This window comes from Streptomyces sp. NPDC002701 (genome assembly GCF_042889045.1).
In the GTDB taxonomy this organism is placed as follows: domain Bacteria; phylum Actinomycetota; class Actinomycetes; order Streptomycetales; family Streptomycetaceae; genus Streptomyces.
Map to the genome: position 1 here is coordinate 57,957 of NZ_JBIAQL010000025.1, position 18,085 is coordinate 76,041.

Annotated in this window: 19 protein-coding genes; 10 read left to right on the top strand and 9 right to left on the bottom strand. The window is 73.3% G+C overall.

Translation table 11 applies throughout. The features are described 5' to 3' along the window. Positions 1–21: 21 nt before the first annotated feature. Genes ACFYXC_RS36190 through ACFYXC_RS36210 form a run of 5 tightly spaced genes read right to left on the bottom strand, consistent with a single transcriptional unit; the run spans position 22 to position 3,991 of the window. Complete coding sequence (locus ACFYXC_RS36190) at positions 22–1,116, bottom strand: serine hydrolase domain-containing protein (RefSeq protein WP_389556736.1); 1,095 nt, start codon at positions 1,114–1,116, stop codon at positions 22–24. After that, positions 1,113–2,033 (bottom strand): DUF6895 family protein, encoded by a 921-nt coding sequence (locus ACFYXC_RS36195; protein WP_389556738.1) that lies wholly within the window; start codon positions 2,031–2,033, stop codon positions 1,113–1,115. The genes ACFYXC_RS36190 and ACFYXC_RS36195 overlap by 4 nt, the downstream gene beginning before the upstream one ends. Then, the gene (locus ACFYXC_RS36200; RefSeq protein WP_389556740.1) at positions 2,030–3,073 is read right to left on the bottom strand and encodes a DUF6895 family protein; all 1,044 of its coding nucleotides are present in this window, start codon (positions 3,071–3,073) and stop codon (positions 2,030–2,032) included. The genes ACFYXC_RS36195 and ACFYXC_RS36200 overlap by 4 nt, the downstream gene beginning before the upstream one ends. Then, on the bottom strand, positions 3,070–3,789 hold the full coding sequence (locus ACFYXC_RS36205; RefSeq protein ID WP_388905876.1) for a hypothetical protein: 720 nt from the start codon (positions 3,787–3,789) through the stop codon (positions 3,070–3,072). The genes ACFYXC_RS36200 and ACFYXC_RS36205 overlap by 4 nt, the downstream gene beginning before the upstream one ends. A gap of 13 nt (positions 3,790–3,802) precedes the next feature. Further along, positions 3,803–3,991 carry a hypothetical protein gene (locus ACFYXC_RS36210; protein ID WP_388905879.1) on the bottom strand — a complete coding sequence of 63 codons (189 nt, stop codon included), beginning with the start codon at positions 3,989–3,991 and terminating at the stop codon, positions 3,803–3,805. Positions 3,992–4,251: 260 nt separating this feature from the next. On the opposite strand from ACFYXC_RS36210, the gene ACFYXC_RS36215 reads away from it, so the two are divergent. The 5 genes from ACFYXC_RS36215 to ACFYXC_RS36235 all read left to right on the top strand — a co-directional run bounded on the left by ACFYXC_RS36215 (position 4,252) and on the right by ACFYXC_RS36235 (position 9,349). Next, complete coding sequence (locus tag ACFYXC_RS36215; protein ID WP_388905881.1) at positions 4,252–4,677, top strand: DUF6003 family protein; 426 nt, start codon at positions 4,252–4,254, stop codon at positions 4,675–4,677. A 166-nt stretch (positions 4,678–4,843) separates the two neighbouring features. Next, positions 4,844–5,518 carry a (2Fe-2S)-binding protein gene (locus ACFYXC_RS36220; protein WP_389556742.1) on the top strand — a complete coding sequence of 225 codons (675 nt, stop codon included), beginning with the start codon at positions 4,844–4,846 and terminating at the stop codon, positions 5,516–5,518. Further along, entirely contained in the window at positions 5,515–6,507 is a 993-nt protein-coding gene (locus ACFYXC_RS36225; RefSeq protein ID WP_389556744.1) for an FAD binding domain-containing protein, read from the top strand. Before ACFYXC_RS36220 ends, ACFYXC_RS36225 begins: the two co-directional genes overlap by 4 nt. A 64-nt stretch (positions 6,508–6,571) precedes the next feature. Next, on the top strand, positions 6,572–8,686 hold the full coding sequence (locus ACFYXC_RS36230; protein WP_389556745.1) for a xanthine dehydrogenase family protein molybdopterin-binding subunit: 2,115 nt from the start codon (positions 6,572–6,574) through the stop codon (positions 8,684–8,686). A gap of 216 nt (positions 8,687–8,902) precedes the next feature. After that, complete coding sequence (locus ACFYXC_RS36235; RefSeq protein WP_388905892.1) at positions 8,903–9,349, top strand: DUF5990 family protein; 447 nt, start codon at positions 8,903–8,905, stop codon at positions 9,347–9,349. Between the two features lie 32 nt (positions 9,350–9,381). Here ACFYXC_RS36235 and ACFYXC_RS36240 read toward each other — a convergent pair whose 3' ends face one another. Then, positions 9,382–10,371 carry a class I SAM-dependent methyltransferase gene (locus ACFYXC_RS36240; RefSeq protein ID WP_389556747.1) on the bottom strand — a complete coding sequence of 330 codons (990 nt, stop codon included), beginning with the start codon at positions 10,369–10,371 and terminating at the stop codon, positions 9,382–9,384. Positions 10,372–10,480: 109 nt separating this feature from the next. Here ACFYXC_RS36240 and ACFYXC_RS36245 point away from each other — a divergent pair, with 109 nt between their 5' ends. The 3 genes from ACFYXC_RS36245 (at position 10,481) to ACFYXC_RS36255 (ending at position 12,984) form a co-directional block, all read left to right on the top strand. Beyond that, positions 10,481–10,939, top strand: a complete 459-nt coding sequence (locus ACFYXC_RS36245) for a helix-turn-helix domain-containing protein (protein ID WP_389556749.1) — start codon at positions 10,481–10,483, stop codon at positions 10,937–10,939. A gap of 222 nt (positions 10,940–11,161) precedes the next feature. Continuing rightward, the gene (locus ACFYXC_RS36250) at positions 11,162–11,560 is read left to right on the top strand and encodes an STAS domain-containing protein (RefSeq protein ID WP_389556751.1); all 399 of its coding nucleotides are present in this window, start codon (positions 11,162–11,164) and stop codon (positions 11,558–11,560) included. A 305-nt stretch (positions 11,561–11,865) separates the two neighbouring features. Continuing rightward, positions 11,866–12,984, top strand: a complete 1,119-nt coding sequence (locus ACFYXC_RS36255; protein ID WP_389556753.1) for a sensor histidine kinase — start codon at positions 11,866–11,868, stop codon at positions 12,982–12,984. A gap of 165 nt (positions 12,985–13,149) precedes the next feature. On the opposite strand, the gene ACFYXC_RS36260 is transcribed toward ACFYXC_RS36255, so the two are convergent. Next, positions 13,150–14,190, bottom strand: a complete 1,041-nt coding sequence (locus ACFYXC_RS36260; RefSeq protein ID WP_389556755.1) for a helix-turn-helix transcriptional regulator — start codon at positions 14,188–14,190, stop codon at positions 13,150–13,152. Positions 14,191–14,302: 112 nt separating this feature from the next. On the opposite strand from ACFYXC_RS36260, the gene ACFYXC_RS36265 reads away from it, so the two are divergent. Next, a complete protein-coding gene (locus ACFYXC_RS36265) occupies positions 14,303–14,881 on the top strand; it encodes a DinB family protein (RefSeq protein WP_389556757.1) in 579 nt (192 codons plus the stop codon). Between the two features lie 5 nt (positions 14,882–14,886). After that, complete coding sequence (locus ACFYXC_RS36270) at positions 14,887–15,999, top strand: winged helix DNA-binding domain-containing protein (RefSeq protein WP_389556766.1); 1,113 nt, start codon at positions 14,887–14,889, stop codon at positions 15,997–15,999. Between the two features lie 124 nt (positions 16,000–16,123). On the opposite strand, the gene argG is transcribed toward ACFYXC_RS36270, so the two are convergent. Beyond that, positions 16,124–17,578 (bottom strand): argininosuccinate synthase, encoded by a 1,455-nt coding sequence (argG, locus tag ACFYXC_RS36275; RefSeq protein WP_389556758.1) that lies wholly within the window; start codon positions 17,576–17,578, stop codon positions 16,124–16,126. 65 nt (positions 17,579–17,643) lie between these two features. Then, positions 17,644–17,985, bottom strand: a complete 342-nt coding sequence (locus ACFYXC_RS36280) for an SCO4225 family membrane protein (RefSeq protein ID WP_389556760.1) — start codon at positions 17,983–17,985, stop codon at positions 17,644–17,646. Positions 17,986–18,085 lie beyond the last annotated feature (100 nt).

Consider the following 18,085-nt stretch of genomic DNA (forward strand, 5'->3'; position numbering starts at 1 on the left):
CGGTCCACGGACCGGCCCCCCTCACCCCGCCGCGAGCAGCGCGTACGCCGTCGCCACGAAGGCGTCCTGGCTGCGGAAGCGGCGGGTGCACACGGCGGCCAGGGCCGTCCCGGTGTCGGGCCGGAAGCCCAGGAACGCCTGCTGGCCGAGGGTGGCCCCGCAGTGGAAGTACATGGGGCCGTGCCCGGTGGGGTGCTGGAACCAGCCCACCGTGTGCACGTGCCGGTGCCCCCACCCGCGCCGCAGGACCGGGCGGCGTACCGCCCGCAGCGCACCGGCCAGGGGGTGACCCGCCGGGTCGAGGTGGGCTTCGAGGAACGTCAGCAGGTCGTGCGGGGTGGCCCGGACCGCGCCGGCCGACCGGAACCCGCCGATGGTCAGCGGGGGCGTCGGCGTCGAACCGTCCTTACGGTGTCCGGTGGCGTCGGTGTCCGGCCCGGCGGGCCGCAGGGCGGTGCCGCGCAACTGGAGCGGCCACAGCACCTGACGCGTGAGCAGGTCGTCCCAGGGGGTCGAGGTGGCGGCGGACAGGGCGTGCCCCAGTACGGCGACCCCGAAGTTGGAGTAGCGCCAGCGCGCGCCGGGCCGCCGCGGCTGCCGACGGCGCAGAAAGGCGTCCACCACGCGCCGGTCCGGGTATCCGGCGTAGGGGTCGGTGCGCCAGTTGGGCAGCGCGCGCGGGTAGAAGTCGGCGGGCAGGGCGGGCAGTCCGGAGGTGTGGGTGATCAGATGCGCGAGGGTGACGGGGTCCCGGCCGGTCCGCCGGGCGGGGTCGAGGCAGGTGACGGCCGGTTCGCCGGCGGACAGGAGGCCCGTCTGCGTGAGCTGGGCGAAGAGCAGTCCGGTGAACGTCTTGGAGGCCGAACCGATCTCGTAGCGCAGCTGGTCGCGGGGAACGGACGGAGGCGGCCCGCTGCCACCGCTGCGCACGGTGCGGCGGCCGTCCCGGGAGAGGGCGAAGACGACGTCGGGCGCGTCCACCAGGCCGACGGCGTCGTCGAGCCGCCGCGCCACCGGCTCGCCGTCCGGGTGCGTCCGTGCCGTCGGGGGCCGGGGCGGGAGTTCGCCGGTGACGGGGAACGGGTCACCGGGCCAGGGTGCGGATCGGGGAGTCATGCCGGTGCGTGCGCCAGTTCGGTGAGCACGCGGGAGGTGGCCAGCACGGAGGCGAAGGCGGCGACCAGTGTCGGATGGTAGATGAGGTCGAACAGCTCGTCGGGTTCGGCTTCCGGCATCGTGCGCATGGCGGGCATCGCCCCGTCGGGCTGCTGGGCGGCGGCGAAGCCCTCCCAGGCACGCTCGTCCAGTGTGGGGCGTGGCAGACAGGCGTCGACGACGAGCAGTTCGCCCAGCAGGTCCCAGCGCTCCAGGTCGAGCCAGTCGTCCAGCCAGGCCGGCAGCCAGGTGGCGAGATAGCCGGCGAGCGGGGCGGGCAGGCCGTCCGGGTCCTCTCCCCAGTTGGTGAGGTGGAAGACGGTGTGGGTGATGTCGTAGGCGGTGTGCCCCTCCACGGTCCACGGTTCGGGGGTGCGCCCCAGCCATGTCCTGCCGAGGATCTCGGACTCGGGCGGCTGCGGCGGCAGCCCGAAGCGGCGCTGGAACGCGGACAGGCCGAGGCGGCGCACCGGCGTCATCTCCAGTGCGGCGTAGCTCTCCAGCCGGTGGTTCAGCCGGAAGGTCCGTTCGATCTCGGGGTGGCCGTACCCCAGTTCCTTGAACGGGAGGTAGACCTCGAAGGGGATGGAGGAGAGGGGCTCGATGCGCTGGCCGCGGACCAGCATCCGGCCGCCGTCCAGCGTGTCGCGCCAGGCGTGGTCGATCAACTGCCTGGCCAGCTGGGCCTGTCGGGACCCGGCCACCCCTTCGCGGAACAGCACCGCGCAGACGAGGGCCAGTTCGCCGACCGGTTTGAAGCGTTCCAGGAAGCCCACTTCCGGGTCGACGTCCTCTTCGAGCCGGAACCCGTCGCGGTGGGCGTGCAACCACTCCAGGGCGCCGATCCCGACGGAGTTGATGAGGCGGGTACTGGTCATCTCGACACTCCTTGCCCACCGTGCCCCGGACGCGCCACGTGCTCATGGGCGGAGACCTTCCCCGCCACCGTGCCGGCCCCGGCGCTCGGGCGCGGGCGGTCGGCGGTCAGCGCGGCGGCGAAGACCGCCATCAGGGTCGAGTGGTAGCAGCCGGTGAAGTCGTCTGCGGGCGGGTGCCCTTCCCGTCCGGAGCCGACCTCCGGGACGGCGCCGGACGCGTCCTGCGCCCGTGCCAGTGCGGTCCAGGCGTCCCGCAGCATGGCGTGGTCCGGCGGGTCCGGCAGGCTGCCGGCCACGGCCAGCAGTTCGCAGCTCAGGTCCCACCGCCCGTCGTCGAGGCAGGTGTCGAGCCAGGCCGGCAGCCAGTGCCTCAAGTAGTGCGTGACCTGCGGGGGAACGGCCTGCGGGGTCAGGCCCCAGTTGGTGAGGTGGAAGATCACGTGGGTCACCGTGTAGCCGGCGTCCCGTTCGAACGTCCAGGGCTCCGGCAGACCCCCCAGCCAGGTGCGACGCAGGGCGCGGGGCACCTCGTCGTGCTGTGCCAGACCGCCGCGGCGCTCCGAGTTGAGGACGCCGAGGCGCCGGTTGGGCAGCTGCTCCGTCACCTGCCAGCTGCGGGTGCGGGCCACCGTCGCGGTCGCCCGCTCGAAGCCGGTGTGCCGCAGGCCGGCCGAGGCGAACGCCGCGTAGATCTCCAGGGGGTAGGTCGCGAACGGTTCGAGACGCTGCAGCTCCAGGAAGAGGCCGCCCTGCCCGGTCTGCCGCCAGGCGAAGGCCAGCAGGTCGGAGGCGATCTCATGGAGCGGATCGGCCGGTTCGGTGTGCTGGCGGACACTGACGCACACCTGTGCCAGTTCACCGAGCGGCTTCCAGGTGCGGTTCACGTCGCCGTGCTCGGCGAGCGCGTCGTCGCCGAGCGCGAACTCGCCGCGGTGCGCGGACACCCAGGCCAGTGCGGCTTCGCCGATAGCTCGGCCCTCGCGGGCCACCTGTCCGCGCGTCCCCTGCCCGCGGGCGACCTGTCCGTCGAGGGCCGTCACACCCGTACTCCGGACCGCATCAGCCGCGCCGCCTCGATGTGCAGCGCCACCCGTGGATCCTCGCCGCCCATCTGCGCCACGAATTCGAGTCCGGTCTCCAGGCCGAGCGTCGGCGGCACCTCGTCCAGGAGGACCAGCCAGCGGCCGGCGCCCGCTGCCTGCAGCCAGTCGCGGCGACGGACCGCCCGGACGAATCCCCGGGCGACGTCGACGGGGCGACCGCGGGCGACGCGTGCCACCGCGCAGTCGCCGGCCGGGACCGCGAGGGGTGCCAGTACGGCGAGTTGATGGGTCAGCAGTTGCCACGGGGCGTCGTCGAGCCAGGCCGCCTGCGGCTCCCTCTCGTGGGCCGGCGCGCCGTCGAAGGACGCGTCCAGTCCGAGAAGCGCGCGTTGCATGGCCCAGTGACTCCACACGGAGGTGGGGGACGCGTTCGCGGGGGGCGGATAGGCGTGGACGGCCCTGCTGAACACGGCGAGATCGTCGGGTTCGGGAGACGTGCCGCGCAGGACGCTCGGCAGGACGGCGTCGGCCCCCATCACCCGTACGGCGGCGAGGGCGAGGCCGTCGGCCTCCTCGGGTCCGTCGGTCCCCGTGACGCTCGTGACGCTGCCGGCCAACCGAAACGGGCCCCCGCTCCGAAGAGCGGAGACCAGTTCCGACGTGAGGCCCTGCACCGCGCCCGTCAGACGGGTCGAAGTGCCAGACTGGTTCATGCGGTGTCCCCCGTCAGCCCTTCTTCGGGCGAGGAGTCGGAGGCGACAGGAGCAGCTTGCCCGCCCCTTCGATCAGGGCCAGAGCCGCGCACTCGCGGCTGTCACGGTAGGAGCCGTCGGCTTCAGTCGGGTCGAGAGCCGCCTCGACGTCCAGGTGCTGGACCTCGGTGAGCTCGCCGGTCAGAAACTCGGTGGAAGACATACCACCATCCCCTTTTCGAGAGAGACGTGTTCTTCTCTGCATCGCTACGAGTGTCCGGTTTGTCGGGAGTTATTCATAAAATCTGGAAATGTCTTACTCGGTACAGTCTTCAATTTCTTTCGCCGGTCGGCGACGACAGGTCCACGGACAACGCCCCCGCGCGGGCGGTCCCTTCGCCCCGGCCGTGCTCCGCAGGCGGTAATCCCGTCACGGCGGGGTAGAGGGGCGTCGATCGCTCCCCACCCGAGAAGGATCCGCGCATGACCGACGACGCCTATCTGTTCCTGCTCGACGACCCGGCCCTGCGGCTCGGCGTGCCACCGGCCGCCGTCGGCGACCTCGCCTTCATGGAGACCACCGCGGTACGGGCATGGCTGGAGGCCCAGGGAAGCACGCCGACGGCCCCCGAGCTGCGCCTGCTGCCGCCGGAGGAGACCGCGGCGGTTCCCGAGGGCGCGGAACGCCTGCCGGTGCCGCTCAGTGACGAGGAACTGAACCGGGTACGCGGGCGCTCGGGCCAGGCGGCCCTCGCCCGGATCGAGGAGGAACTGCTGTCCTACCGCGACTGCGCGGACGGCCGGGACGGCCTGATCGGGCGGGCGCTGGCCGCGGGCGTACCGCCCCACCGCATCGTGGAACTGACGGGGGAGGACCCGGCGACGGTGACGGCGGCCGCCGGAGGCTGACGGGGGGTCCGGCCGTGGGAAGGGCCGTACCGCCTCCCGCGGGCCGCCGCCCGCCGGCCCGCATCCGCCCGTCCGCGCTCGCCCGGCATGCGGGAATGTGTGGGGAGCCGCAGCCTGGATACGTGAGCCGCGTGGTTCCGAGTGCCGTCGGAAGGTCAGCAACAGCATGGGCAGCCGAAAAGACAGCGCGGGTACGGACGACGGGGCCCCTCGCCCCCGGAGCGCGGACCTCGCGACCCCCGGTGAACCACCCGCCCCGGCCGGGCACGGCGGCGCGGAACGCGGCCCCCTCGGGTCACCCGGTCGCCATCACTCCGAGGTGGTGCTGCGGGTGAACGGCACGCCGCACACGCTCACCGTCGACCACCGCTCGGTCCTGCTGGACGTGCTCCGTGAACAGCTCCGCCTCACCGGCGCCAAGAAGGGCTGCGACCACGGTCAGTGCGGCGCCTGTACGGTCCTGGTGGACGGCCGCCGGGTGAACAGCTGTCTGCTGCCCGCGGTGGCCCAGGACGGCTGCGACATCACTACGGTGGAGGGACTTTCCGGCGACGACGGTGACGACGGCAGTGGGGGTGAACCGCACCCGCTGCAGCGGGCCTTCCTGGACCGTGACGCCTTCCAGTGCGGCTACTGCACGCCGGGACAGCTCTGCAGCGCCGTCGGCGCGGTGGCCGAGGCGCAGGCCGGTCACCCCTCCCACGTGACGGACCCCGCGGCGCCGTCCGGGCAGCCCGTCCCGCTCGGCCCGGACGAGATCCGCGAACGGCTCAGCGGCAACCTCTGCCGCTGCGGCGCCTACCCGAACATCGTGCGGGCCGTAGAGGACGTGATCCGGTGAAGCCCTTCGCCTACACACGGGCCCGCAGCGTCGAGGAGGCCGCCGAGCTGCACGCGGCACACTCCGGCGCCCGCTACCTCGGCGGCGGCACCAACCTGGTCGACCTGATGAAGCTCGGCGTGGAGGAACCGACCGCCCTCGTCGACGTCAGCCGGCTGCCCCTCGACACGGTGGACGAGCTGCCCGGCGGATCGCTGCGGATCGGTGCCACGGTCCGCAACAGCGACCTCGCCGCCCACCCCGCGGTCCGCGAGCGCTGGCCGGCGCTCTCGCAGGCACTCCTGGCGGGGGCCTCCGGACAGCTCCGCAACGCGGCGACGACCGGCGGCAACCTCCTTCAGCGCACCCGCTGCCCGTACTTCCAGGACACCGGCAGACCCTGCAACAAGCGCACCCCCGGCTCGGGCTGCGCGGCCCGGGACGGCGTACACCGCGACCACGCGGTGCTCGGGCACTCCCCGCAGTGCATCGCCACCCATCCGTCCGACCTGGCCGTGGCACTGGCGGCCCTGGACGCGGACATCGAGCTGTACGGGGCCGACGGGCCGCGGACCGTGGCCGCCGCCGAGTTCCACCGGCTGCCCGGGGACCGTCCTGAACAGGACACCGTGATCCGCCCCGGTGAGCTGATCACCGGGGTGCTCCTGCCCGCGGCCCCGGCCGGGCTGCCCTCGCTGTACCGCAAGGCCCGGGACCGGGCCTCGTACGCCTTCGCCCTCGCCTCCGTCGCCGCCGTGCTCGGCGTGCGGGACGGCGTCGTGCGTCACGCCGGCCTCGCCTTCGGGGGACTGGCCCACCGTCCCTGGCGGGCGCGGCGGGCGGAGCAGGCACTGCTGGGCGCCGCCCCGACGACGGCCGCGTTCGAGCGGGCCGCGGACCTCGAACTCGCCGCGGCCGAACCGCTGCGGGACAACGCCTTCAAGGTCCGCCTCGCCCGCAACCTCGCGGTGGACGCCCTGCAACGGCTGGCACCGCCCGCCGCGAACTGAACCCGGGCCCCGGCCGGCAGGCGCCGCACCCGCCCGACCGCAACACACCACCAGGAGGAGCAGGATGGCCGACACCGGCACCACGCTGGGCGCTCCCGCCGAGCGCCGGGAGGGCCGGGACAAGGTCACCGGCCGTGCCCGCTACGCCGCCGAACAGACCGTGCCCGGCCGCCTCCATGCCTGGCCGGTGGCCGCCGGGATCACCCGGGGCGCGATCCGTACGGTCGACACCGAGGCCGCCCTGGCCCTGCCCGGGGTCCGCACGGTGCTCAGCCACACCGACGCGCCCGGGCTGGCCCCCGCGGACGACCCCACACTCGCCGTCCTGCAGGACGCGCGCGTGCCGCACCACGGCTGGTTCGTCGCCCTCGTCGTCGCCGAGACCCTGGAGGCGGCCCGCGCGGGCGCCGCCGCGGTCCGCGTCGCGTACGACGTCGAGGAACACGACGTGACCCTGACCGAGGACCACCCGGACGCCCGCACACCCGACGAGGCCAACGGCGGCCACCCCGCCCACCGCGAACAGGGCGATCCCGAGGCGGCGTTCGCGACGGCGGACGTGCGCGTCGACGCCCGCTACCGGGTCCCGCCGCTGCACAACCACCCCATGGAGCCGCACGCCGCCACCGCCCACTGGAACGACGGCAGACTCCTCGTGCACGACTCCAGCCAGGGCGCCACGACCGTCCGCGCCACCCTGGCGTCGCTGTTCCGGATCCCCGAGGACGACATCACCGTCGTCAGCGAACACGTCGGCGGCGGGTTCGGGTCCAAGGGCACTCCGCGCCCGCACGTGGTGCTCGCCGTCATGGCGACGCTGGCGACCGGCCGCCCCGTCACCGTGGCACTGCCCCGGCGTCTCATGGCCGACGTCGTCGGCCACCGGGCGCCCACCCTGCACCGGTTCCGTCTCGGCGCCACGGCGGACGGAATCCTCGTCTCGTCCCTCCACGAGGTCACCACCCACACCTCCCGCATCAAGGAGTTCGTCGAGCAGGCCGCCGTGCCCAGCCGGATCATGTACGCGGCACCCCACCGGCTCACCACCCACCGGGTGGTCCCGCTGGACGTGCCGAGCCCGTCCTGGATGCGGGCGCCCGGCGAGGCACCGGGCATGTTCGCCCTGGAGTCCGCCATGGACGAACTCGCCGTCGCGGCGGGCGTGGACCCGGTCGAACTGCGCATCGCCAACGAGCCGGCGGTCGAACCCGACAGCGGCCGGCCCTTCAGCAGCCGCCACCTGGTCGAATGCCTGCGGGAGGGCGCCCGGCGCTTCGACTGGGCCCGGCGGGACCCGCGCCCCCGGTCCCGTACCGAGGGCCCGCTCCTCGTCGGTACGGGCGTGGCCGCCGCCACCTATCCGGTCATGGTCAGCCCCGCACGGGCGACGGCCCACGCACTGCCCGACGGCCGCTTCACCGTCCGCATCAACGCCACGGACATCGGCACCGGCGCCCGCACCGTCCTCGCCCAGATCGCCGCCGACACCCTCGGCGTGCCCCTGGACCGGGTCCGCGCCGACGTGGGCAACAGCGATCTGCCCTCGGCCCCGCTGGCCGGCGGCTCGTCGGGTACGGCGTCCTGGGGCTGGGCCGTCCACGAGGCGTGTACGCGGCTGGCGGCGAGGCTGGCCGAGCACACCGGACCCCTGCCGGACGCCGGACTCCACGGACACGCCGACACGGCGGGCAGCGCCGACGCCGAGAGCGACTACGCCAGGCACGCCTTCGGCGCCCACTTCGCCGAGGTCACCGTCGACACGGTGAGCGGGGAGGTGCGGGTACGCCGCCTCCTGGGCGTGTACGCCGCCGGACGCATCCTCAACGCACGGACCGCCCGCTCCCAGTTCATCGGCGGCATGACCATGGGCCTGGGCATGGCACTGACCGAGGGCAGCACCCTGGACGCGGCGTCCGGCGCCTTCGTCGAGACCGACCTGGCGTCCTACCACGTCCCGGTCCACGCCGACGTCCCGGACATCGAGGCGCACTGGATCGAGGAGGACGACCCCCACCTCAACCCGATGGGCAGCAAGGGCATCGGCGAGATCGGCATCGTGGGCACGGCGGCCGCCATCGCCAACGCCACCCACCACGCCACAGGCACCCGCTACCGAACCCTCCCGCTGACGCCATCCCAAATCCTCCCAAACCTACCCACTGCACCGCCGCCCCTCTAGGGGCGCGAGGAACGGCGCACCCGCAGAGCACGAGGCACGGTCGCCCCGTAGGGGGCGCGGGGAACGGCGCGATCAACCACGACGCACCCGCGGCACACGACGCACGGTCGCCCCGAAGGGGGCGCGAGGAACGGCGCGACCAGCCACAACACACCCCCACCCACCCAAAGGCACCCCCGGCCACACGCCGCCGGCCACGGCGGCATGATGGCCGACATGCGCATCCGTATCGACGCCGTCGACCTGCCCGGCCCCGCCAAGGTCCCGGAGGGACACCACAACCTCCACGTCGCCGTACAACGCCGCGACCGCCCGGGCGAGCTCCTCGAACCCCACCCCGGCGACGCCGAGTCGGCGACCTGGACCCTGGAGTGCACCGCGACGGCGACCCCGACCGGCACCGACGTGCGGGGCCCCTACGTACAGGACCGCCTGGGCCGGCGGTTCATCTACCTGTCCTGGGGCACGGTCGACGACGCGGGCGTCTTCACGATGTTCCGGCGCGCCAAGCTCATGCTCGACATGGTTCCCGCCGACGTGCTCGCCGAGGCGGCACAGAAGGGCCTGCTGGTGGCACGCCTCGGGCTGACCGACGCCGAGGGCGGACCCCTGTGCGCGCGGGTCGTTCCCCCGCACGTCACCTGGACCGCCGAACGCGACTGAGCGACGGCCTCAGCAGCCCGTCGTCGCGCCTCTCAGGCGGGAGACCCGCCCGCCGTGGCCCTGACGGTCCAGCAGGCGGCGGTGAAGCGGACCTCCGGACCCCGCACGAACGGGTCGAACGCGGCACGGACCGCTTCGACGACGCGCGCGCGGGTCCGCTCGTCCGCTTCGCGCAGGATCAGGCCGAGCGGGCCGAACCGGCTGAAGTAGGGGACCAGTTCGCTCTCGGGCAGGGTGCAGACCACGTCGAGCGGCCGGATGTCGACTCCGGTCCAGCCGCTGTCCTCCAGGATGCGGCGGACCCGGGCCGGATCGGCGAAGGCGAACTGCCCCGGCTCGTCCGGACGCCGGACGGGCAGGTCCGGCATGAGCGGCCGCGCGGCGCGTTCGGCCGTGGTCATGAACGGATTCTCCTCCGGGCCCCGCCACGTGATGCAGGTGAGCCCGGCGTTGTCGCTCGCGGCCCGCCGCAGGTTGGCGAAGGCCCGGACGGCATCCCGGAAGAACATCACCCCGAAGCGCGAGATCACCGTGTCGAAGGTGCCGGGCTCGAAGGCGTGCTCCTGCGCGTCGGCCAGCACGAAGGAAACCGGCGGACCTCCCCGCACCGTCTCCGCCCCCATTGCCTCCGCTCCCAGGGCCCCCGTCCCCGCAGCGCCCGCCCGTTCGGCGCCCGCCCGCTCGGCACGGGCCCGGGCGGCCGTGATCATCGGCTCGGAGACGTCGACCCCGACGCAGCCCACCTCGGCGTCGATCCCCTCGGCGTCGAGCCCTTCCCCGCCGGGACCGTACGCACCGATCCGCCGCGCGACGGCCAGTGTCGTGCTGCCGGTACCGCAGCCGACATCGAGGACACGCCGCCCGTGTCCGGCGGCGACCGCCTCGACGAGTAGCTCCTCGAAGGGTTTGAACAACTCGTCGATCACACTCTGGGCCTCGACCCAGGCATGGCCGGCGGTCCCGTTCCAACGGGCCCTCTGGTCCTCGTCCTTACGCGTCTCGTCCCCGCGCGTGGTGTCCATATGCGTCCCCTCTGCTCTTCGCCTGTTGCTCGGCGTTCGCCGCTCGCCGCTTGCCGTGGCCGGCTCTGGATGACACCGTGCTACTTCAAGCCGACTTGAGGTCAAGAGCATGACCGAATTGGACATCGCCGAGGTGTCGCACCGCGCCGGGGTTCCCGCCTCGACCCTGCGGTTCTACGAGGAGAAGGGCCTGATCGCCCCGGTCGGGCGACGGGGTCTGCGCCGCCAGTACCACCCCGCCGTGCTGGAGCGCCTGGCGCTGATCGCGCTGGGGCGCACCGCGGGCTTCTCGCTCGACGAGATCGCACGCATGCTGGCGCCGGACGGGCAGCCGCGCATCGACCGGCAGATGCTCGCCGCCAAGGCGGACGAGCTGGACAGGACGATCCAGGAACTCGCTGTCCTGCGCGATTCGCTGCGGCACGCCGCCGCCTGCCCCGCGCCGAGTCACGCGGAATGCCCCACTTTCCGCCGCCTTTTGAGGGCCGCCGCAGCCGGCGCCAAGGGAGTGCCACGCAAGTCCGCTCCGGTGCGGCGGGGAACCACTGCCCCGGTGGGCCATCCGTAGTTCGTGATCGGCGAAGAGTTTCCCCTCGCCCCGTTGCCCGCTCGAATGCGGGGAACACGCTGGCATACGGGCGTCGCGTCCTACGGCGCCCCGCAGCACCGGAGCCGGGTGACGCGGTGAGGATCCCGGCGGGACCGCTCCCGGCGTCTCCCGATCCGGACAGAGCCGACGTGCGGACGAGGCCGGCAACGGGCCTCCGTGCGATGAACGGACGGAGGTGTGATGTCCACGCGGACCCACCGCCTGACCATCACCGAGATAACCGCCAGCGAGCACTGCGCGGTGCTGCGGATCAGCGGGGAACTCGACCAGACCTGCGAGGAGTACTTCCTGGGCACGCTGGCCGCCATCGTCGATGCCGGGCGTCGGCACCTGGTCCTCGACGTGACTGCTCTCGTCTTCTGCGACTCGCGCGGGCTGAACTGTCTGCTCGCGATCCGGTGGCTGCTGAAGCGCCTGGACGGCAAGCTCATCCTGGCCGGAGCGGGACGCCGGCTCTCGGAACTGCTCGTCCTGACCGGCAGTACGGAGATACTGCCCGTGCGTCGCACGGTCGGTTCGGCCCTGCTGGAGCTGCCCGCCGCGCACCGCCCCACCTGGCCGCCCACTCCGGACGAGTGAGGGGCCGGCACTCGCCCTCGTCGTCGGGGCACGGAGGGGTGCGGGCATGAAAAACGCCGGGCCCGCCACTACGGGGGGAAGCGACGGGACCGGCTGGGGTACAACCTGCCACACCCACGCACCAAAAACGTGCTTCTTTGCCCGGCAGGCAAGCAAAAAAATTGGTTCATCCGCGGCGCGACCCGTGGACGGTTCCTTACGGAACACGGACGTCCGGGTTCGGGGGCGGCGCGGCCGGCGGTGCGGTGCGAGGCTTGGGGCCATGCCCAGCCGTATGAACCCGATCCCGATCCCCGGAGAACCTGATGCGTGACATGCTGCTGATCGCGCTGTACGCCTTCGGTGGCGCCGCGGCGGCGGGCCTGGCCGGAGCGGGCGCGCTGCGCCTGATCCGGCGCCGCTCGCTCACCGTGTCGCTCGCCGTGGTGGCCGCCGTGGCGGTGTCGGCGATGCTCTCCGGGACACTGGCCGTGGCCCAGGCGATGTTCCTGTCCTCGCACGATCTGAGCGTCGTCACCACGGTCGTCGCGATGGCGGCCGTGGTCTCCATGGCCACCGCGCTGCTCCTGGGCCGCTGGGTCGTCGCCCGCAGCCGTGAACTCGTCGTGGCGGCCCGGTCGTTCGGCGACGGCGGCGACTTCACCGCCCCCGAGGTCCCGGCGACCGCCGAACTGGCCGCGGTCAGCCGCGAGTTGGCGGCCACCAGTGCCAGACTCGCCGAGTCCCGGATGCGCGAGCGCGCCCTGGAGTCCTCCCGGCGTGAACTTGTCGCCTGGATCTCGCACGACCTGCGTACCCCGCTCGCCGGGCTGCGCGCGATGTCGGAGGCGCTGGAGGACGGCGTGGCCGCCGACCCCCAGCGCTACCTGCGCCAGATCCGCACCGAGGTCGAGCACCTGAACGACATGGTCGGCGACCTCTTCGAACTCTCCCGCATCCACGCCGGGACGCTGGTCCTGTCCCCGTCCCGCATCTCGCTGTACGACCTGGTCGGCGACGCCCTCGCCGGAGCGGACCCGCTCGCCCGCCGGCACGGCGTACGGCTGGTGGGAGACTCCGTCGAGCCGGTGCCGGTCGAGGTGGACGGCAAGGAGATGAGCCGGGTGCTGGGGAACCTCCTGGTCAACGCGATCCGGCGGACCCCGGTCGACGGCACGGTCGCGGTGGCCGCCGGACGTTCCGCCGACGGGGACGGCGTCGTCCTGTCCGTCACCGACGGTTGCGGCGGCATCCCCGAGCATGACCTGCCACGCGTCTTCGACACGGGCTGGCGGGGCTCCGACGCGCGCACGCCCCCGGCCGGCGCCGGTCTGGGACTCGCCATCGTCCAGGGCATCGTCGAGGCCCACCGGGGACGCGCCACCGTGCGCAACATCCCGGGCGGCTGTCGCTTCGAGGTACTCCTGCCCACGGCGGGCGCCTGAGCGCGGAACGCATGGTCAGCCGACGCCGAAGAGGTTCGGCAGCCGCAGGCGGTGACGGGTGCGGTCGTGGCGTCTGAGCGGCTCGAACCCGTCGGGCGCCCGGTACAGCGCGGTGACGGTGCGCCGCTCCGCGGTCGAACCGACCCGGTCCCACAGGATGGGTCGTCAGCCGAGCGGTGCGGTGGTGGCGGCGTCGGTGTACCGGCGGGCCAAGTGGGCGCAGGCGTCCCTGAGTTCGGCCGGGCCGACGACTTCGATGTCGGTGTCGAAACCGCCCAGGGCGGCGGCCAGACCGACCCATGACCACGAGCCCAGGCTGAGCCGGCAGCGGTCGGGGCCGAGTTCCTCGACGACTCCGTCGTGCGTGTAGGGGGCCACGGCGGCGGCGGGCAGGCCGAGGATCACCTCGCCGCGGCACGGCCAGCCGCCGGAGCCGCCCGGGTCGCGGTGGCCGAGCGGACCGCCGGACCCGTCGGCGCCCCGGAACCTCGCGGCCACGAAGGCGGCCACGTCACCTCCGGGCAGTTCGCGCGGGACGAAGCGGGGCCCGGTGGGGACGCGCGGGGTGATCCGGTCGGCCCGGAAGGTCCGCCAGTCCTCGCGGTCCAGGTCCCAGGCGACGAGATACCAGCGCCCGCCCCAGGTGACGAGGTGGTGCGGCTGGACCTTGCGCGGCGGTGCCGGGAGAGGGTCGTCGCCGGTCGTGGGCCGGTAGGCCGGGGCGTAGTCGAAACGCAGCTCCTCACGGGCATGGACGGCGGCACCGAGCGCCAGGAGCACCTTGCTGTCGAGCCGCGGTTCCGTCCGCCGGGGCGGGAGCCGTTCGACGGCGGTGACCCGAAGGGTGTCGACGCGGTGGCGCAGCCGTGCGGGCATGACCTGCCGCACGGTGGTCAGCGCGCGCATCGCGGCCTCCCCGATGCCGGCACCGGCGCCGGCCGCGACCTGCAGCGCGACGGCGAGGGCGACGGCCTGCTCGTCGTCGAACAACAGCGGCGGCAGCTCCGTACCGGCGTCGAGGCGGTACCCGCCGTCGGGCCCCTTGAACGCCACGATCGGATACCCGAGTTCACGCAGGCGGTCGACGTCACGGCGCACGGTGCGTGGGCTGATGTCGAGGCGCTCGGCCAGCAGCGCGCCGGGCCAGTCCCGGCGTGCCTGGAGCAGCGAGAGCAGCGACAGCAGTCGCGCGGATGTCTTCGGCATGCCCCCATCGTCCCCCGAGTCGCGGACACGACCTGACCGCTATCCCTGCGAGTGTCGTCCTGTGCCCGAAAGCAACAACCACCATCACGACGACCAGAAGGTGTTGATCCCTGTGACCGCCACGACCACGTCCCGCCCCGCTCTCGACGAGGAGCGGACCGACCTGCTCGCCGCGCTCGCGGCGGCCCGGGCCTCCCTGACCGCCACGACCCGCGGACTCAGCGACGAGCAGGCCGGTGAGACTCCGACGGTCAGCGCGCTCAGCCTGGGGGGCCTGGTCAAGCATGTCGCGTACATCGAGGAGGGCTGGCTGCGCTTCGTGCTGGAGGGCCCGTCGGCGATGCGCTACGACCTGCCCGACGGGGTCACCTGGGCCGACCTCGGGGCCGGTACCGCCCGCGAGATCCCGCAGTGGGTCGTCGACCACCAGGACAACTTCCGCATGCTGCCCGGTGAGACGCTGGCCGGGATCCTGAAGCGGTACGAGCAGGTCGCCGCCCGGAGCGAGGAGATCGTCACCACCCTCCCCGACCTGTCGGTGACACACCCCCTGCCGGCGGCGCCCTGGCACGAGGCGGGGGCGCAGCGCAGCGCCCGCCGGGTCCTGACGCACGTCATCGCCGAGACGGCACAGCACGCCGGGCACGCGGACATCCTGCGCGAGTCGCTCGACGGCCAGAAGTCGACGTGACGCTGGTGAGTGCCCCGACCGTTCTCGGCCCTCGGGCGCTCAACCGCGCCACGCTGGCCCGGCAGCTGCTGCTCGACCGGGCCGGCGTACCGGTGCTCGACGCCGTCGCGCACCTCGGCGGGCTGCAGGCGCAGGAACCCCAGGAACCGTTCGTCGGGCTCTGGTCCCGGCTGCGCGCGTTCGACCCGGCGGAGCTGTCGGACCTGCTCACCGGGCGGAGGGTGGTGCGGACGCACCTGATGCGCCGCACCGTCCATCTGGTCACCGCCGACGACGCGCTGGCGTGGCGGGCCCGGCACGCCGTCATGCTGCGGCAGCGGGTCCTCGGGACCTACCGCCGCGAACTGGCCGGAGTCGATCTGGACGAGCTCGCGGCGGCGGGCCGGGCGGTCATGGCCGACGGGGTGCCCCGCTCGATGACCGAGCTGGCGCGCGTGCTCGCCGAGCGCTGGCCGGAGCCGGGACCGCGGGCGCTCGGCGAGATGGTGATCGCCGCCCTCGTCCCGATGGTGCAGCTCCCGCCGCGCGGGCTCTGGCGTACGAGAGCGGGAGTACGCAATGTCATGCTCTCGGCCTGGCTGGGGCGTGACATCGACCCGCCGGACCCGGACGGCTCCGATCCGGTGGGCCGGGCGCTGGTCCGGCGCTATCTGGCCGCGTTCGGTCCCGCCGCCTCGGCCGATCTGCGCGCCTGGTGCGGCCTCGCGGGTCTGCCCGCCGCGGTCGCCGCGCTGCGGGAGGAGCTCGTCGCCTTCCGCGACGAACGGGGCCGGGAACTGCTGGACCTGCCGGAGGCGCCGCGCCCCGACCCCGGCACCCCGGCCCCGGTCAGGTTCCTGCCGGCGTTCGACAACGCCGTCCTCGGGTACCACGACCGCGGCCGGATCATCGACGACGCCCACCGCGGTCTGTCGGTGGCCGGTGAGCGGGTCGTCCTCGTCGACGGCCGGGTCGCCGCCACCTGGACCGTCGGCAAGGACGGCACCGTGACGGTCACCCCGCTGCACGGCCTGTCCCGGACGGACCGTACCGCCGTGGCCGGTGAGGGGGAGGCGCTGGCCGCGTTCCTGTCCGAAGGCGACAGCCGCGGCGTCCGGATCGCGGAGGCCGCCCGCTGAACCCGCCGCCGAGCGGGAGAACGGCTCGAACCGACCGACCGGCCCGGACCCACTGATGGGCCGCCCCGGCGCCGACAGCGCCGGGGCGGCCCGGTCCAGTCATCCGTCGCGCCGCGGTGGGACGTCAGTCCGTGCCGAACTCCATCGCGGCGCGGTCCAGCAGCTCGTCGTCCTCGGACACCTCACCGCGGGAGGCGATGGCCTCGGCGCCGCCCTGCGGCATCTCCGGCATGGTGCCGATCAGTCCGGTCGAGGCCGCCTGGGCGGCGCCGATGGAGGGGCTGCCGGTGCCGATCAGGCCGAGCCCGGCGTACTGCTCCAGCTTGGCGCGCGAGTCGGCGATGTCGAGGTTGCGCATGGTGAGCTGGCCGATCCGGTCCACCGGGCCGAACGCCGAGTCCTCGGTGCGCTCCATGGACAGCTTGTCCGGGTGGTAGCTGAACGCCGGGCCCCTGGTGTCGAGGATCGAGTAGTCCTCGCCGCGCCGCAGCCGCAGGGTCACCTCGCCGGTGACGGCCGCGCCGACCCAGCGCTGCAGCGACTCGCGCACCATCAGGGCCTGCGGGTCGAGCCAGCGGCCCTCGTACATCAGCCGGCCGAGGCGCCGTCCCTCGTTGTAGTACTGGGCGAGGGTGTCCTCGTTGTGGATCGCGTTGACGAGGCGCTCGTACGCGGTGTGCAGGAGCGCCATGCCGGGCGCCTCGTAGATGCCGCGGCTCTTGGCCTCGATGATCCGGTTCTCGATCTGGTCGGACATGCCCATGCCGTGCCGGCCGCCGATGGCGTTGGCCTCCATGACCAGGTCGACGGGGGAGGCGAACTCCTTGCCGTCGATCGTGACCGGGCGGCCCTGGTCGAAGCCGATCGTCACGTCCTCGGTGAGGATCTCGACCGCGGGGTCCCAGAACCGGACGCCCATGATCGGCTCCACGGTCTCCACGCCCGTGTCCAGGTGCTCAAGGGTCTTCGCCTCGTGGGTGGCGCCCCAGATGTTGGCGTCGGTGGAGTACGCCTTCTCGGTGCTGTCGCGGTAGGGCAGGTCGTGGGCGACCAGCCACTCCGACATCTCCTTGCGGCCGCCGAGCTCGGTCACGAAGTCGGCGTCGAGCCACGGCTTGTAGATCCGCAGGTGCGGGTTGGCCAGCAGGCCGTACCGGTAGAACCGCTCGATGTCGTTGCCCTTGAAGGTCGAGCCGTCGCCCCAGATCTGTACGTCGTCCTCGAGCATCGCGCGGACCAGCAGGGTGCCGGTGACGGCCCGGCCCAGCGGCGTGGTGTTGAAGTAGGCCCGCCCGCCCGAGCGGATGTGGAACGCCCCGCAGGTGAGCGCCGCCAGGCCCTCCTCGACCAGCGCCGCCCGGCAGTCGACCAGGCGCGCGAGCTCCGCACCGTAAGCCTTCGCGCGGCCGGGCACCGAGGCGATGTCGGGCTCGTCGTACTGGCCGATGTCGGCGGTGTAGGTGCACGGAACGGCGCCCTTGTCGCGCATCCACGCGACCGCGACGGAGGTGTCGAGTCCGCCGGAGAAGGCGATACCGACGCGCTCGCCGGCCGGAAGGGAGGTGAGGACCTTAGACATAGGAAGATTATGCACGACATCGCATGGTCATGCAAAGAGGGTGTGGCGGCCGAATTACGTCCGTCTCAGCCGCGGCGCGGGCGGAACGAGCCCCGCAGACGGGTGCGCAGGGAGCGGTGCAGCACGCCCAGGGCGAACGACTGGACCAGTCCGCAGCCGATGATCCCGGCGATGAGGAACGCGGAGGTCGCCGTGTCGCCCACGGCCGACGGCAGGCTCGTGCTCACCGCGGCGACCAGCCCCGAGGCAGGCATGGTGAAGAGGGCCGGCCACACCCAGACGAACCCCGGATCGTCGGCGAACAGCGTGACGGCCGACGCGACCGCGATTGAGCCGCCCACCGCCGTCAGATAGGCCGCCGACACGGGGTTGGCGAAGGTCAGACGGACGGCGGTACGGGCGTTCATGGGTCCTCCGTAAGGTGTTGGTCGGCCCGGGAGGGCCGGATGTGGCTTATGGGTTTCTGCCTTGAGTGGCTTCCGAGGAGTGGCCGTCCGGCTCTCCGGG